Here is a 14802-nt window from a genome sequence, read left to right as displayed (position 1 = left end):
CGCAAGCCCTGCGCTCGGCCTCCTGAAGTCGCAATCTGCGTCGCCTGAACTACCGCGCACTTAGAAGCAAAAGCAACGGCAAGAGCAAGAGCAAGGGGCTGTCAGAGCAGACATTTCGCCATTAAACAGCGGCATGAATTATCCGGCGATTAGGCCCGCGACCCAAATGCATACTTTCAGGCATAAAAAAATACCGCACTGTCACCAGTGCGGTATTTTTCAGGTGAAGCCTGAACGATCAACGCTCCAGCAGAATCCGCAACATGCGGCGCAGCGGTTCGGCGGCGCCCCACAGCAGCTGGTCACCCACGGTGAACGCGCCCAGGTACTGCGAACCCATGTTCAGCTTGCGCAGACGGCCAACCGGGATGTTCAGGGTGCCGGTGACCTTGGTCGGGGTCAGTTCCTGCATGCTGATTTCACGCTGGTTCGGCACCAGCTTCACCCAAGGGTTGTGCTGGCTGATCATGCCTTCGATGTCGGCGATCGGCACGTCCTTGTTCAGCTTGATGGTCAGCGCCTGGCTGTGGCAGCGCATGGCGCCAATGCGCACGCAGATGCCGTCTACCGGGATCGGGCTCTTGAAGCGACCGAGGATCTTGTTGGTTTCGGCCTGGGCCTTCCACTCTTCACGGCTCTGACCGTTCGGCAGTTCCTTGTCGATCCACGGGATCAGGCTGCCCGCCAGCGGCACACCGAAGTTCTCGGTCGGGAACGCTTCGCTGCGCATGGTCTCGGCAACCTTGCGGTCGATATCGAGAATGGCGCTGGCCGGGTTGGCCAGGTCATCGGCCACTGCCGCGTGGGTAGCACCCATCTGCTTGATCAGCTCGCGCATGTTCTGCGCGCCGGCACCCGAAGCCGCCTGGTAGGTCATGGCGCTCATCCACTCGACCAGACCGGCCTCGAACAGGCCACCCAGGCCCATCAGCATCAGGCTGACGGTGCAGTTGCCACCGATGTAGTTCTTGGTACCGGCGTCCAGCTGCTGGTCGATGACCTTGCGGTTGACCGGGTCGAGGATGATCACCGCGTCATCCTGCATGCGCAGGGACGAAGCGGCGTCGATCCAGTAACCCTGCCAGCCGGCTTCACGCAGCTTGGGGAAGACCTCGTTGGTGTAGTCGCCACCCTGGCAGGTCAGGATCACGTCGAGGGTCTTGAGTTCTTCAATCGAATAAGCGTCCTTGAGGGGCGCTGTATCCTTGCCCACGTTCGGACCCTGGCCACCAACATTGGAGGTAGTGAAGAACACCGGCTCGATAAGGTCGAAATCCTGCTCCTCCAGCATCCGCTGCATGAGCACGGAACCGACCATACCGCGCCAACCGATCAGACCTACACGTTTCATCGCAACTACACCTTTGCTAAAAGTGGGCCGCCACCGGGAATTTTGGGGGGCGGGCCAGAGAGATTACAGATTCCGCAGCGCTGCGACTACTGCGTCGCCCATTTCCTGCGTACCAACTTTGCGGCAGCCTTCCGAGAAGATGTCGCCGGTACGCAGCCCCTGGTCCAGAACCAGGCTCACGGCCTTCTCGATCGCCTCGGCGGCAGCCGACTGATTGAAGCTGTAACGCAACATCATCGACACCGACAGGATGGTCGCCAGTGGGTTGGCGATACCAAGGCCGGCGATGTCCGGTGCCGAGCCGTGGCACGGCTCGTACATGCCCTTGTTGTCGGCATCCAGGGACGCCGACGGCAGCATGCCGATGGAACCGGTCAACATGGAAGCTTCATCCGACAGAATGTCACCGAACATGTTGTCGGTCACCATCACGTCGAACTGTTTGGGTGCACGCACCAGCTGCATGGCAGCGTTGTCGACGTACATGTGGCTGAGCTCCACGTCCGGGTAGTCCTTGGCCACGTCTTCGACCACTTCACGCCACAGCTGGCTGGAGGCCAGAACGTTGGCCTTGTCCACCGAGCACAGCTTCTTGCCGCGCACGCGGGCCATGTCGAAGCCGACACGGGCAATGCGGCGCACTTCGCTTTCGCTGTACGGCAGGGTGTCGTAGGCCTGGCGTTCGCCACCTTCCAGCTCGCGCTGGCCACGCGGGGCACCGAAGTAGATGCCGCCGGTCAGCTCACGAACGATGAGGATGTCCAGGCCCGATACGATTTCCGGCTTCAGCGACGAAGCATCGGCCAGTTGTGGGTAAAGGATGGCTGGGCGCAGGTTGGCGAACAGACCCAGTTGCGAGCGGATCTTCAGCAGGCCGCGCTCCGGGCGAATGTCTCGCTCGATCTTGTCCCACTTCGGCCCGCCCACAGCCCCCAGCAGCACCGCATCGGCCTTGCGCGCACGCTCCAGGGTTTCGTCGGCCAGCGGCACGCCGTGCTTGTCGATGGCGGCACCGCCAATCAAGTCGTGCGCCAGGCTGAAGCCGAGCTGGAACTTGTCGTTGGCCAGCTCCAGTACCTTGACTGCCTCGGCCATGATTTCCGGGCCGATACCGTCACCTGGGAGAATCAGAATCTGCTTGCTCATGCTTTCCTCTATCCATTCACGCGGCGTGGCCAAGCGGGCCCCACCGAAAAGTGCTTAACGCTCGGCCCACAACACCAGCACATCGGTGCTGAACGAGCCGTCGGCCTCGATCTGGTAATACTGCCGTACTTCTTCGCCCATGGCTTGCTGCAATTGGCGGATGGCCACGCGCATCGGCTCGGGGGTGCGCATGCGCTCAACCCAGGTGCTCCACTCCAGGCGCAACGGTTGGCGGGTGTGGCTGCGCACGTGCAGGCCGGCTTCGCTGACCTGGCGTTGCCACTCGGCGGCGGAGTAGTCACGCACATGGCTGGTGTCGCGCAGCACTTCGACCGTTTGCAGGTAAGTGTCGAGCAGCGGGCTGCCCGGCGACATCACGTCGATGAACGCCGCCACACCACCTGGCTTGAGCACGCGGCGCACCTCGCGCAGGGCAAGGCCCAGGTCACTCCAGTGGTGGGCCGAATAACGGCTGAAGACAAAGTCGAACGAAGCGTCGGCGAACGGCAGGCGTTCGGCAGCGCCGCGTTCGGTCGTGATATTGGCCAGGCCGCGTTCGGCGGCGGCGCTGGCGACCACGTCGAGCATGGACTGCGAGAGGTCGTAGGCGACCACTTCGGCAACCAGCGGGGCGACGTGGAAGCTGACATGACCGGCACCGCAGCCCAGGTCCAGCACGCGGGCATGGGCCTGCCCTGCCAGCTCAGCCTGCAGCAGGGCGAATTCACTGCCTTGGGCGTGCACGGCGCTGCTGAGGTAGGCGCTGGCCTGTTCGCCGAACTGGCGTTGGACCGCATCGATGTGCTGGGTGCTGGTCATGTCTCGTTCCTTTAGATTTTTGTTGCCTGTGCCGGCCTCTTCGCGGGTAAACCCGCTCCTACAGCGACCGCGTAACTTTCTGTAGGAGCGAAGAGGCCCGTACTGTCACCTACGAACTTCAGGCATCACGGAACAGCCAAGGCTGGCTGGCGCGGTGCTTGGCCTCGAAGGCCTTGATCGCATCGCTGTCCTGCAGGGTCAGGCCGATATCGTCCAGGCCGTTGAGCAGGCAGTGCTTGCGGAACGCATCGATTTCGAAGTGCAGCACCTTGCCATCCGGGCGGGTCACCGCCTGCGCCTGCAGGTCGATGGTCAGCTGGTAGCCCGGGTTGGCTTCGACCTGTTTGAACAGCTCGTCGACTTCCTCATCGCTGAGAATGATCGGCAGCAAGCCGTTCTTGAAGCTGTTATTGAAGAAAATGTCGGCAAAGCTCGGCGCAATGATGCTGCGGAAGCCGTACTCGTCCAGCGCCCAGGGGGCATGCTCACGGCTGGAGCCGCAACCAAAGTTTTCCCGCGCCAGCAACACGCTGGCACCTTGGTAGCGCGCGTGGTTGAGCACGAACTCTTCGTTGAGCGGGCGCTTGCTGTTGTCCTGGTAGGGCTGACCCACGTCCAGGTAACGCCACTCGTCGAACAGGTTCGGGCCAAAGCCGGTGCGCTTGATCGACTTCAAGAACTGCTTGGGGATGATCTGGTCGGTGTCGACGTTGGCACGGTCCAACGGTGCGACGAGGCCAGTGTGCTGGGTAAAGGCTTTCATGCTGCGCTCCCTTGGATCAACTCGCGGACATCGATGAAGTGGCCCGCTACAGCAGCAGCGGCGGCCATGGCCGGACTGACCAGGTGGGTACGGCCACCGGCGCCCTGACGGCCTTCGAAGTTGCGGTTGGAGGTGGACGCACAGTGCTCGCCGCTTTCAAGGCGGTCCGGGTTCATCGCCAGGCACATCGAGCAGCCTGGTTCACGCCATTCGAAACCGGCTTCGAGGAAGATCTTGTCCAGGCCTTCACGCTCGGCCTGGGCCTTGACCAGACCCGAACCTGGCACGACGATGGCTTGCTTGACGCTGGCGGCCACCTTGCGGCCCTTGGCGATTTCCGCCGCCGCGCGCAGGTCCTCGATTCGCGAGTTGGTGCACGAGCCGATGAACACACGGTCGAGCTTGATATCGGTGATCGCCTGGTTGGCGGTCAGCCCCATGTACTTCAAGGCACGCTCGATCGAACCACGCTTGACCAGGTCGGTCTCGGCAGCTGGGTCTGGTACACGCTGGTCGACGGCCAGGACCATCTCGGGCGAAGTACCCCAGCTGACCTGTGGCTTGATCTGGCTGGCATCCAGCTCGACCACGGTGTCGAATACGGCATCGTCATCCGACACCAAGTCCTTCCACGACTCGACCGCTTGCTTCCACTGCTCGCCCTTCGGCGCGTACGGGCGCCCTTCGACGTAGGCAACGGTAGTGGCATCGGTCGCCACCAGGCCCACGCGGGCACCGGCTTCGATGGACATGTTGCAGATGGTCATGCGGCCTTCCATCGACAATTCGCGAATGGCACTGCCTGCGAATTCCATGGCGTGACCGTTTCCACCGGCGGTGCCGATCTTGCCGATCACGGCCAACACGATGTCCTTGGCGGTAACGCCGGCCGGCAATTGGCCTTCCACGCGCACCAGCATGTTCTTCATCTTCTTGGCGACCAGGCACTGGGTGGCGAGCACGTGCTCGACCTCGGAAGTGCCGATGCCATGGGCCAAGGCACCGAAGGCGCCGTGGGTGGAGGTGTGCGAGTCACCGCAGACCACGGTCATGCCCGGCAAGGTGGCGCCCTGCTCCGGGCTGATGACGTGGACGATGCCCTGGCGCTCGTCGTTCATCTTGAATTCGACGATGCCGTATTCGTCACAGTTCTCGTCGAGGGTCTGCACCTGCAGGCGCGACACCTGGTCGACGATCGCCTCGATACCGCCCTTGCGCTCTGGCGTGGTCGGCACGTTGTGGTCGGGCGTGGCGATGTTGGCGTCGATACGCCATGGCTTGCGGTTGGCCAGGCGCAGGCCTTCGAAGGCCTGGGGCGACGTCACTTCGTGGATGATGTGGCGGTCGATGTAGATCAAGGACGAGCCGTCATCACGGCGCTTGACCTCATGGGCTTCCCAGAGTTTGTCGTAGAGCGTTTTGCCAGCCATCAGACTGTTCCTCATCAGCGTCTTTCTATGCCAAAGACCCCTTGGCTTGTACGGACGATGCTAGGGGGTTAGATTGAATAACTCAAATTCATAATTTTTATGCTTTGGATAACCCAAAGGAATACGACACCATGGACCTGGCCAACCTCAGTGCCTTCATCGCCATTGCCGAAACCGGCAGCTTTTCCGGCGCAGCCGAACGCCTGTTCCTGACCCAGCCGGCCATCAGCAAACGCATCGCCGGCCTGGAGCAGCAACTGGACGTACGCCTGTTCGACCGCCTGGGCCGCGAGGTGACCCTGACTGAAGCCGGGCGCGCACTGCTGCCGCGGGCGTACCAGATCCTCAACGTCCTGGATGATACCCGACGGGCGCTGACCAATCTGACCGGGGCCGTGAGCGGTCGCCTGACCCTGGCCACCAGCCACCACATCGGCCTGCACCGCCTGCCCCCGTTGTTACGGGTTTTCACCCGCCAGTACCCGGCAGTGGCACTGGATATTCAGTTCATGGATTCGGAACAGGCCTACGACGAGATTCTGCATGGCCGCGCCGAAATCGCCGTTATCACCCTGGCGCCCGAGCCGCACCATTTGGTCAAGGCCGTGCCGGTGTGGGACGACGCCCTGGACTTTGTCGCCGCCCCCGAGCACCCGCTGGCCAACAACCAGGCGGTCAGCCTGGCTGACGTCGCCCGCCACCCGGCGGTATTTCCCGGCGGCAATACCTTTACCCACCATATTGTCCAGCGTCTGTTCGAAAGCCAGGGCCTGACGCCGAACATCGCCATGAGCACCAACTACCTGGAAACCATCAAGATGATGGTGTCGATCGGCCTGGCCTGGAGCGTGCTGCCACGCACCATGCTCGACGAACAGGTTTCACCCATCGCTTTGCCCGGCATACAGCTGTCGCGCCAGCTAGGCTACATTCTGCACACGGAGCGTACGCTATCGAATGCGGCCAGGGCATTCATGGCCCTGCTCGACAGCCACTCAGGGCCCACCTGACTGGCTGTCAGCTATTCCGATTCCAAGGACACGTCATACGCCAAAGGTCTGGTACCGATGCCCAAATCAGCAAACCGCTTTTTGCGCCTGCCGCGAATACCTGCAGCTGATCCCCAGGAGTCCGAGCAGGCCTGGCAGAACGCCCCGCAACTGCTGGCAGCGCTCAACGGTGCGCGCCTGGGTGCCTGGCTATGGGATATCGAAAGCGGCAGGGTCAGTTGGTCGCGGGGCACCCAGGCCCTGTTCGGTTTCGATCCACAACGGCCACTGCCCGCCGATATCGATTACCTCGACCTGCTGCCCGAGGAGGATCGCGCCCGCACGCGCCAGATGTTCCAGGCAGTGTTCAACGGCGAGCCGGTGGAGCAGGCCATGCGCCACCGTATCCGCTGGCCGGACGGCAGCCTGCACTGGCTGGAGATCAACGGCAGCCTGACCCGCGACCCGCACGGCCGACCGCAAATGATCGGTGTGATCCGCGAGATCACCCGCCAGCGCGAGCGGGAAACGGCGCTGATCAATTCGGAAAAGCGCTTCGCCACGCTGTTTCACCTGAGCCCCAACGCCATTTTGCTGACCCGCCGCCACGACGGCATGATCTTCGAGGTCAACCAGCACTTCGAAGACATGTTCGGCTGGCCCGGCAGCCAGGTGATCGGCAAGACCAGCCTGGAACTGGGCCTGTGGGTCAACCCCGAACAGCGCCACCAGATAGTGGAGTCGACCCGCGCCAACGGCGGCCCGCTGATCATGGAGGTGCAATTCCGCGCAACCAGCGGCAAGGTGCATGACGGCATCCTGTGCACCCAGGGCATCGAGCTGGAAGGCGTGACCTTCCTGATCAGTACATTCGTCGACACCACCGAACGCAAGCGCGCCGAGCAGGCCCTGAAGGACAGCCAGGAGCGCCTGGACCTGGCCCTGGACTCGGCGCAACTTGGCACCTGGGACTGGCACATCCCAAGCGGCATGCTCTACGGCTCGGCCCGCGCCGCGCAGCTGCATGGCTTGCCGCCCATCCCCTTTCATGAATCGTTCGATGCGTTCTTCGAGGGCGTGCCGGAGCACGAGCGCAACTCGATGCGACAAGCCTACCGTAGCCTGCGCGAAGGGCCCGCCGGAAACTATCAGATCACCTACCGGGTGCAGCTGGAAAACGGCACTTCACGCTACATCGAAAGCCGCGCGCGGCTGTACCGCGACGACCAGGGCATCCCCCTGCGCATGGCGGGCACCTTGCTCGACATCACCGATCAGGTGGAGCGCGAACAGCGCCTGAGCGTCTCGGAAGAGAAGTTTGCCAGCCTGTTCCAGGTCAGCCCCGACCCGATCTGCGTCACCCGCCAGGACACTGGCCAGTTCATCGAGATCAATCCGGCGTTCACCCAGACCTTCGGCTGGAGCAGCGCGCAGGTGCTTGGGCGTACCGCCGAGGAAATCGGCCTGTGGGCCGAGTCCGTCGAGCGCGCGAAACGTATCGAGCAGGTGATCCGCGAACAGGCCTTGAGCAACGTCGCCGTGGTACTCAACCACCGCAATGGCGACCCGCTGACCTGTGTGATTTCCAGCCGCCTGATCACCGTCGACGACCAGCCCTGCAGCGTGACCACCCTGCGCGACATCACCCAGCAACAACGCGCCGAAGCCGCGCTGAAGTCCAGCGAGGAGAAGTTCGCCAAGGCCTTCCACTCCAGCCCCGACGCCATCACCATCACCGAACGCCACAGCGGCCGCTACCTGGAGGTCAACGACGGCTTCTGCCGCCTGACCGGCTACAGCACTGATGAAGTGATCGGCCACACGGTGTATGAGATCGGCATCTGGGCCGACGACAAGCAGCGCAGCGCGCTGCTGGCCGAGTTGCGCGAGCGCGGCCGGGTACACCACCGCGAGATGCTCGGGCGCAACAAGCGTGGCGATATCCTCACGGTCGAGGTTTCGGTGGAACCGATCACCCTCAACGAAGTGGATTGCCTGCTGCTGACCGCCCGCGACGTCAGCCAGCTGAAGAACGCCCAGGCGCAGATACGCCACCTGGCCTATCACGACCCGCTGACCAACCTGCCCAACCGCGCCTTGCTGATGGACCGCCTGAGCCAGCAGATTGCCCTGCTCAAGCGCCATAACCTGCGTGGCGCCCTGCTGTTCCTCGACCTCGACCACTTCAAGCACATCAACGACTCGCTGGGCCACCCGGTGGGCGACACGGTGCTGAAGATCATCACCGCCCGCCTTGAGGCCAGCGTGCGCCTGGAGGACACCGTGGCGCGTCTGGGGGGCGACGAATTCGTGGTGCTGCTTAGCGGCCTGGAAGGGAGCCGCGAACACGTGGAAGAGAAAGTGCGCGAGCTGGCCGACACCCTGCGCGAACTGCTGGCCGAGCCAATGTCACTGGATGGCCAGCGCCTGCAGGTAACGCCCAGCATCGGCGTGGCGCTGATCCCCGACCACGGCACCACACCGGCCGACCTGCTCAAGCGTGCCGATATCGCCCTGTACCGGGCCAAGGACTCTGGTCGCAACACCACCCAGCTGTTCCACACCACCATGCAGAAGGCCGCCAGCGAGCGCCTGCGCATGGAAAACGACCTGCGCCTGGCCCTGGCCCGTGGCGAGCTGGCACTGCACTTCCAGCCGCAGGTGGATGCCCGCGACAACCGCATCGTCGGTGCCGAAGTACTGTTGCGCTGGCACCACCCGCAACTGGGTCAGCAACCGCCCTCGCAGTTCATCCAGGTACTGGAAGAAAGTGGCCTGATCCTTGAAGTTGGCAGCTGGATTCTCGACGAAGCCTGCGACGCCTGCGCCCGCATGCTGACCGACGGGCTGATCGACGCTGATGATTTCAACCTGTGCGTGAACATAAGCCCGCGACAGTTCCGCCAGAACGACTTTGTCGGGCGGGTGCTGCGCAGCCTGGACGATTACCGCCTGCCGCGGCAGATGCTGACGCTGGAAATCACAGAAGGCATCGTCATACAGAACCTGGAAGACACCATCAGCAAGATGCGCGAGCTGAAGCGCTACGGGGTGAGTTTTGCCATGGATGACTTCGGCACCGGCTATTCCTCGCTGACTTACCTGAAGCGCCTGCCGGTCGATGCGCTGAAGATCGACCAGAGCTTCGTACGTGATGCACCGGTCGACCCCAACGACGCAGAAATTGTCCGCGCCATTGTCGCCATGGCACGCAGCCTGGACCTGGTGGTGATTGCCGAAGGGGTAGAACTGACCGAACAGCTGGCGTTTCTCGAGCGGCTGGGGTGCCATCTGTACCAGGGTTATCTGCACAGCCGGCCATTACCGTTACCGGAGTTTCGGCAGATGTTGCTGGAGGCGCCGGCAGATTACTGATCGCATGACGGCCGCGCACGCGTGAGAAGCACGAAAAAGGGCACCTCTGGAGGTGCCCTTTTTTCATTTCAGCTCGATCAGTTCAGCGCTGGTTTTTCACCATTGATCGGAATGCGCTTGGCCTTGGCTTCTTCAGGCACGATGCGCAGCAGGTCGATGCTGAGCAGGCCATTGGCCAGGCCGGCAGCCTTCACTTCGATGTGATCTGCCAGGCGGAACGACAGCTTGAAGGCGCGTTGTGCGATACCCTGGTGCAGGTAGGTCACTTCAGCGGCGTTATTGTCGCGCTTGCCACCGGTCACGGTCAGGACACCTTTTTCGACCTGCAGGTCGAGGTCCTCTTCCTGGAAACCGGCTGCAGCAACCACGATGCGGTAGTGGTCATCGCCATGCTTTTCCACGTTATAGGGCGGGTAGCTGCTACCGGCCTCGTTACGTGCCGCGGATTCGAACAGGTCGTTGAAACGGTCGAAACCAACGGAATGACGGAACAGTGGAGCAAGAGAGAAAGCAGTAGTCATGGTCATAAACTCCTGAGATTCAGCAAGTAAGTCATTACGCGACCCGGCTTCGGCATCGCGTACTCAAAAGATATGGCCGAGGGAAATGCTTTCAAGGGGTAAATAGAAAAAATTTGATTTTTTTGCACGGGGTTTGATGGCCTCTTCGCGGGTGAACCCGCTCCTACACGGCCTGTGCCCAGCCACCGACCTGTGTCCACCACCGATCCGGCGTAGGAGCGGGTTTACCCGCGAATACGGTAGCGGCGGCAACAGTGAACGGCGGGTGGGGATTGGCCAGCAGGGCCGGCCCTTTCGCGGGTAAACCCGCTCCTACAGGTGCAGTACCAGCGACCTGCTCAGGCGACGCAAGCCTCCAAGACTTGCGCCTCTACCCCCAGCAACCGGCTGATCCGCGCGCAGTCATCTTCCCGGCGCAACTCGGCAAACAACACCACCGCTTCAGGGTAACTGCGAGTCAGCATCGCCAGCCACTGCTTCATCCGCCCCGGCGCATAACGCGACGACAATTTGGCCTGGGCCTGGCGCCAGAACTCACGCAACAGGGGCAACAAGTCCTGCCAGCTCATCGGCTGATAGTCGCGCCCGTCCCGCGCCGCCGCAATCTGCAGGCCCAGGTCCGGGCGCGATACCAGCCCACGCCCGAGCATGATGTCTTCAGCGCCACTGACCTCGCGGCAACGCCGCCAGTCATCGACCGTCCAGATCTCACCATTGGCGAACACCGGCACCTTGACCACATCCTGTACCCGCGCCACCCACTCCCAGTGCGCTGGCGGCTTGTAGCCCTCAACCTTGGTCCGAGCGTGCACCACCAGGTGTGCCGAACCGCCTTCGGCCAAAGCCGTGGCGCACTCCAGTGCCCCGTCGGGGCTGTCGAAGCCCAGGCGCATCTTCGAGGTCACCGGGATATTCGCCGGCACCGCCCGCCGCACTTCACGCACAATGGCGTGCAGCAACTCCGGCTCTTTGAGCAGTACCGCACCACCACGCGACTTGTTCACCGTCTTTGCCGGGCAACCGAAGTTCAAGTCGATCACCGGCGCCCCAAGCTCGCAAGCCAGTGCGGCGTTTTCCGCCAGGCATACCGGGTCAGAACCCAGCAATTGCACGCGCATGGGCACACCGGCAGCCGTGCGCGCGCCCTGACGCAGTTCAGGCGCCAGCTTGTCGAACGAGGACGCCGGCAGCAGGCGGTCGCACACGCGAATGAACTCGGTGACGCACCAGTCGATACCGCCCACACGGGTCAATACGTCGCGCAGGATGTTGTCGACCAGCCCCTCCATGGGGGCCAGGGCAATTTGCATGTCGGGGTCTCAGCGGAAAAAGCCGGCAGTTTAACAAAAAATGCCGGCCACTCAGGCGCCGATCAGCGCCGGACCGTAACCTTCGACGAATTCCGCCGGCATGCGCCTGGGCTTGCCGCTGGACAGCTCGATGCAGGCAAAGGTGGTTTGCGCGCGCAGCAGCGTCACACCATCGCGCGGACGCTTGAGCTGAAACCGCCGCGTCATGCGCAGGCGCTGGTCCCAGTCAATGATCCAGGTGGCCAGTTGCAGCTCGTCGTCTTCATACGCGGCGGCCAGGTAGTCGATTTCGTGGCGCACCACAGCCATCGCCCGGTCAAGGCGCCGGTACTCGGCCAGGTCCAGCCCCAGACGCTGGGAGTGGCGCCAGGCGCAGCGCTCAAGCCAGGTGACGTAGACGGCATTGTTGGCATGGCCAAGGCCGTCGATGTCCTCGCTGCCGACGCGCAGGTCGATGACGAAGGGTGTTGCCAGGTCCCAGCTCATTTTCGCTTCCTTGGCGCAAAAGGCGATTTAGCAGCGATCTGCGGGGCAATGTCCAGCCCCTGTGAGCCTGAGGCAGTCGTTATAGGGGCGGGCTTGCCCGCGAATCAGACACCGCGGCGGATGGCACCGGCGGCGATACCGATGTTCGCGGCTGAAGCCGCCCCGACACTAACCGCTTCAGCCCGAGCCAGCAATTCGAGCACGGCTTCACTCAGCCGCGGGTCGGCCAGCACTCGCTGGTGACCACCCTCTTCCAGCAGCATCAGCCGGCTGTCGAACCAGGACTTGTGGATGACATGTGCCTCATCTGCGGGCACGAGAGCATCATCGGCAGCATGCACCACCAGCCCCGGCAGCTCCAGCTGGTAACCCGTGACATCCAGCCGCGCAATCTGCATGCCCACATCGCGCTCGATCTGGCGAATGAACGCTGCCCGTGCCCGGGCTGGCAGCCCCAGGCGATGGGCAAAACCACGCAACACACCGAGCAACCGCGCCGGCGCTGCAATGCTGACAGCCGCCTCTGTACGCAGCCCCATCTGCAAAGCCAGCAGCACGCTCGCCCCACCCATGGAATGGCCAATGACTGCACGCAAGGGCGGCAACTCAGCCGCAGCCTCAAGCAGCGCCCGGGCAAACAGCACCACATTCGCTTGCTCGCCAGGCGAACGACCATGCCCAGGCCCTTCCAGCGACACCACCGTATGCCCTGCCTGAACCAAGGCCTCGATCAAGGCGGCAAATTGCGTCGGGCGCCCTTCCCAACCGTGCATCAGCAGCACGGTCGGCCCTTGACCCCAGCGCAAGGCAGACAAACCGAAGCGCAGTGTAATGCGCTCGGCGCTGGCCAGCACGGGCAGCTCCCAATCCCGCGGCGGCAGGTTGCGCGGGGTCATGAAGGCACGGCGCATCTTGCCCGCGACATGCTCGGGGGCCAGGCGGCCCAAGGTGCCATTGACACCGCGAATCCAGCTCAGGGTGGTCATCGCCATGCTCCAGGGTTAAAGCACCGCCGATTTGGCGGCGCGCAGAATACGGTCAGACAGGTCACTGGTCCCCAAGGCCCGGGCCAGCGCCAGCCCTCCCACCATCAGGGCCAGGTCGGCCAGCGCTTTGTCGGCATCCTCAGGGCGGTCGACCATCGCGGCAGTCATCAACTCGATGTGCTCGGCCAGCACCTCGCGGAAGACCTCCGGCAGGCGCTGCATTTCGCCCAACGCGTTAGGCAGCGGGCAAGCATGTACTTCGCAGTCCCGGTGCTTGCGCGAGAGGTAGAAGGCCCCGGCCAGCGCTCGCCGCCCGGCGCCATCGAGATTGGGGTCGACCTGAGCGAGCAAGGCACGGCGCTCACCCAACAACTGGCGGAACGCCTCGAGCATCAGCTCATCCTTGCTGTCGAAGTGCGCATAGAAGCCGCCGACGGTCAGGCCTGCCGCACCCATCACCTGGCTGACGCTGGGCTCGGCCGGGCCGTGCTGGATCAGCGCACTACGCGCCGCCTCCAGAATGCGTTCGCGGGTTCTGCTCTTCTTGTCGCTCATCTGGCACGCACCAAACAAAATATGATGATCGAAATATTATTCTCATCATATTTTTTGGCAAGCAAAATCTGCGGCCGCTTGTCGGGGAAAAATGCTGGAGGGAAAAAACAAAAGGCCCATTCAATAAGCGAATGAGCCTTTAAAGTCCCGCAAAACGCGGGTAAACGTGGCGTCCCCTAGGGGACTCGAACCCCTGTTACCGCCGTGAAAGGGCGGTGTCCTAGGCCACTAGACGAAGGGGACGTAACCTTCGCGAAGATCCACTTGCGTGAACCCTGGCAGAAATGGTGGAGCTAAGCGGGATCGAACCGCTGACCTCCTGCATGCCATGCAGGCGCTCTCCCAGCTGAGCTATAGCCCCGAAACAAAAGGCTCATCAATAATCGACGAGCCTTTTTAAGCCCTGCAAAACGCAGGAAAAGTGGCGTCCCCTAGGGGACTCGAACCCCTGTTACCGCCGTGAAAGGGCGGTGTCCTAGGCCACTAGACGAAGGGGACGTAACCTTCGTGCCGATCCGCTAACGCGAACCGCGGCAAAATTGGTGGAGCTAAGCGGGATCGAACCGCTGACCTCCTGCATGCCATGCAGGCGCTCTCCCAGCTGAGCTATAGCCCCGGATTTCTAGCCTCGCGGCCCAGCGACATAAAAACATCGCTTGTGTAAAACTGGCGTCCCCTAGGGGACTCGAACCCCTGTTACCGCCGTGAAAGGGCGGTGTCCTAGGCCACTAGACGAAGGGGACGAACCTTCTTACCTTCAAGACCCGGTTGCTGGACCCGGTCTTGCTTACCAGCCTTGGCTGCTAAGCGGAATTTGGTGGAGCTAAGCGGGATCGAACCGCTGACCTCCTGCATGCCATGCAGGCGCTCTCCCAGCTGAGCTATAGCCCCACAATGTCGCTTTGAACTGAATCGCTGGCTGGGTGCCTAGCGTTTCGTTTTCGTTCATCGCTGTGGACGGGGCGCATATTAAGTTCGGATTGCAGGGCTGTCAAACTAATTTTCAAAAATATTCAAAAATTTTTTCACAGATAACAATCACTTACCGCCCTACCCCGGTTTTTTGGGGCT

The 14802-nt window shown here is 62.5% G+C and carries 12 protein-coding genes and 6 tRNA genes; 2 read left to right on the top strand and 16 right to left on the bottom strand.

Annotated features, from left to right (window positions below; genetic code table 11):
• Positions 1 to 238 precede the first annotated feature (238 nt).
• The 5 genes from asd to leuC all read right to left on the bottom strand — a co-directional run bounded on the left by asd (position 239) and on the right by leuC (position 5509).
• Positions 239 to 1351: an aspartate-semialdehyde dehydrogenase gene (gene asd / locus V7787_RS49575; protein ID WP_003247195.1), complete on the bottom strand. Its 1113-nt coding sequence runs from the start codon at positions 1349 to 1351 to the stop codon at positions 239 to 241.
• A 63-nt stretch (positions 1352 to 1414) separates the two neighbouring features.
• Positions 1415 to 2497, bottom strand: a complete 1083-nt coding sequence (leuB, locus tag V7787_RS49570) for a 3-isopropylmalate dehydrogenase (protein ID WP_020192546.1) — start codon at positions 2495 to 2497, stop codon at positions 1415 to 1417.
• 54 nt (positions 2498 to 2551) lie between these two features.
• Complete coding sequence (locus V7787_RS49565; protein WP_336094928.1) at positions 2552 to 3316, bottom strand: class I SAM-dependent methyltransferase; 765 nt, start codon at positions 3314 to 3316, stop codon at positions 2552 to 2554.
• Positions 3317 to 3434: 118 nt separating this feature from the next.
• Positions 3435 to 4079 (bottom strand): 3-isopropylmalate dehydratase small subunit, encoded by a 645-nt coding sequence (gene leuD / locus V7787_RS49560; RefSeq protein ID WP_020192544.1) that lies wholly within the window; start codon positions 4077 to 4079, stop codon positions 3435 to 3437.
• A complete protein-coding gene (gene leuC / locus V7787_RS49555) occupies positions 4076 to 5509 on the bottom strand; it encodes a 3-isopropylmalate dehydratase large subunit (RefSeq protein ID WP_010953002.1) in 1434 nt (477 codons plus the stop codon). Before leuC ends, leuD begins: the two co-directional genes overlap by 4 nt.
• A gap of 131 nt (positions 5510 to 5640) precedes the next feature.
• On the opposite strand from leuC, the gene V7787_RS49550 reads away from it, so the two are divergent.
• Positions 5641 to 6519 carry a LysR family transcriptional regulator gene (locus V7787_RS49550; RefSeq protein WP_003247190.1) on the top strand — a complete coding sequence of 293 codons (879 nt, stop codon included), beginning with the start codon at positions 5641 to 5643 and terminating at the stop codon, positions 6517 to 6519.
• A 57-nt stretch (positions 6520 to 6576) separates the two neighbouring features.
• Positions 6577 to 9873: a PAS domain S-box protein gene (locus V7787_RS49545; RefSeq protein WP_336094927.1), complete on the top strand. Its 3297-nt coding sequence runs from the start codon at positions 6577 to 6579 to the stop codon at positions 9871 to 9873.
• A 77-nt stretch (positions 9874 to 9950) separates the two neighbouring features.
• On the opposite strand, the gene V7787_RS49540 is transcribed toward V7787_RS49545, so the two are convergent.
• The 11 genes from V7787_RS49540 to V7787_RS49490 all read right to left on the bottom strand — a co-directional run bounded on the left by V7787_RS49540 (position 9951) and on the right by V7787_RS49490 (position 14622).
• On the bottom strand, positions 9951 to 10394 hold the full coding sequence (locus tag V7787_RS49540) for an Hsp20 family protein (RefSeq protein ID WP_064490839.1): 444 nt from the start codon (positions 10392 to 10394) through the stop codon (positions 9951 to 9953).
• A 338-nt stretch (positions 10395 to 10732) separates the two neighbouring features.
• Positions 10733 to 11704: a tRNA dihydrouridine synthase gene (locus tag V7787_RS49535; protein WP_064490760.1), complete on the bottom strand. Its 972-nt coding sequence runs from the start codon at positions 11702 to 11704 to the stop codon at positions 10733 to 10735.
• A gap of 51 nt (positions 11705 to 11755) precedes the next feature.
• Positions 11756 to 12190: an acyl-CoA thioesterase gene (locus V7787_RS49530; protein WP_003247186.1), complete on the bottom strand. Its 435-nt coding sequence runs from the start codon at positions 12188 to 12190 to the stop codon at positions 11756 to 11758.
• Positions 12191 to 12294: 104 nt separating this feature from the next.
• Positions 12295 to 13176, bottom strand: coding sequence for an alpha/beta fold hydrolase (locus tag V7787_RS49525; RefSeq protein WP_064490759.1), 882 nt, complete (start codon positions 13174 to 13176; stop codon positions 12295 to 12297).
• 15 nt (positions 13177 to 13191) lie between these two features.
• Positions 13192 to 13731, bottom strand: a complete 540-nt coding sequence (locus tag V7787_RS49520; RefSeq protein WP_064490758.1) for a TetR/AcrR family transcriptional regulator — start codon at positions 13729 to 13731, stop codon at positions 13192 to 13194.
• Positions 13732 to 13898: 167 nt separating this feature from the next.
• Positions 13899 to 13974, bottom strand: a tRNA-Glu gene (locus tag V7787_RS49515).
• 42 nt (positions 13975 to 14016) lie between these two features.
• Positions 14017 to 14092, bottom strand: a tRNA-Ala gene (locus V7787_RS49510).
• A 61-nt stretch (positions 14093 to 14153) separates the two neighbouring features.
• Positions 14154 to 14229: transfer RNA gene (locus tag V7787_RS49505), tRNA-Glu, on the bottom strand.
• A 42-nt stretch (positions 14230 to 14271) separates the two neighbouring features.
• Positions 14272 to 14347: transfer RNA gene (locus V7787_RS49500), tRNA-Ala, on the bottom strand.
• 51 nt (positions 14348 to 14398) lie between these two features.
• Positions 14399 to 14474 (bottom strand) — tRNA-Glu (locus V7787_RS49495).
• 72 nt (positions 14475 to 14546) lie between these two features.
• Positions 14547 to 14622: transfer RNA gene (locus V7787_RS49490), tRNA-Ala, on the bottom strand.
• Between the last annotated feature and the right edge of the window lie 180 nt (positions 14623 to 14802).

This window comes from Pseudomonas sp. CGJS7 (assembly GCF_036961695.1).
This window is presented reverse-complemented; position numbering and strand designations above follow the sequence as displayed.

Excerpts from the sequence above, each read along its gene's own strand:
- asd (WP_003247195.1), bottom strand. The coding sequence starts at position 1,351 with ATGAAACGTGTAGGTCTGATCGGTTGGCGCGGTATGGTCGGTTCCGTG.
- leuB (WP_020192546.1), bottom strand. The coding sequence starts at position 2,497 with ATGAGCAAGCAGATTCTGATTCTCCCAGGTGACGGTATCGGCCCGGAA.
- V7787_RS49565 (WP_336094928.1), bottom strand. The coding sequence starts at position 3,316 with ATGACCAGCACCCAGCACATCGATGCGGTCCAACGCCAGTTCGGCGAA.
- leuD (WP_020192544.1), bottom strand. The coding sequence starts at position 4,079 with ATGAAAGCCTTTACCCAGCACACTGGCCTCGTCGCACCGTTGGACCGT.
- leuC (WP_010953002.1), bottom strand. The coding sequence starts at position 5,509 with ATGGCTGGCAAAACGCTCTACGACAAACTCTGGGAAGCCCATGAGGTC.
- V7787_RS49550 (WP_003247190.1), top strand. The coding sequence starts at position 5,641 with ATGGACCTGGCCAACCTCAGTGCCTTCATCGCCATTGCCGAAACCGGC.
- V7787_RS49545 (WP_336094927.1), top strand. The coding sequence starts at position 6,577 with ATGCCCAAATCAGCAAACCGCTTTTTGCGCCTGCCGCGAATACCTGCA.
- V7787_RS49540 (WP_064490839.1), bottom strand. The coding sequence starts at position 10,394 with ATGACTACTGCTTTCTCTCTTGCTCCACTGTTCCGTCATTCCGTTGGT.
- V7787_RS49535 (WP_064490760.1), bottom strand. The coding sequence starts at position 11,704 with ATGCAAATTGCCCTGGCCCCCATGGAGGGGCTGGTCGACAACATCCTG.
- V7787_RS49530 (WP_003247186.1), bottom strand. The coding sequence starts at position 12,190 with ATGAGCTGGGACCTGGCAACACCCTTCGTCATCGACCTGCGCGTCGGC.
- V7787_RS49525 (WP_064490759.1), bottom strand. The coding sequence starts at position 13,176 with ATGACCACCCTGAGCTGGATTCGCGGTGTCAATGGCACCTTGGGCCGC.
- V7787_RS49520 (WP_064490758.1), bottom strand. The coding sequence starts at position 13,731 with ATGAGCGACAAGAAGAGCAGAACCCGCGAACGCATTCTGGAGGCGGCG.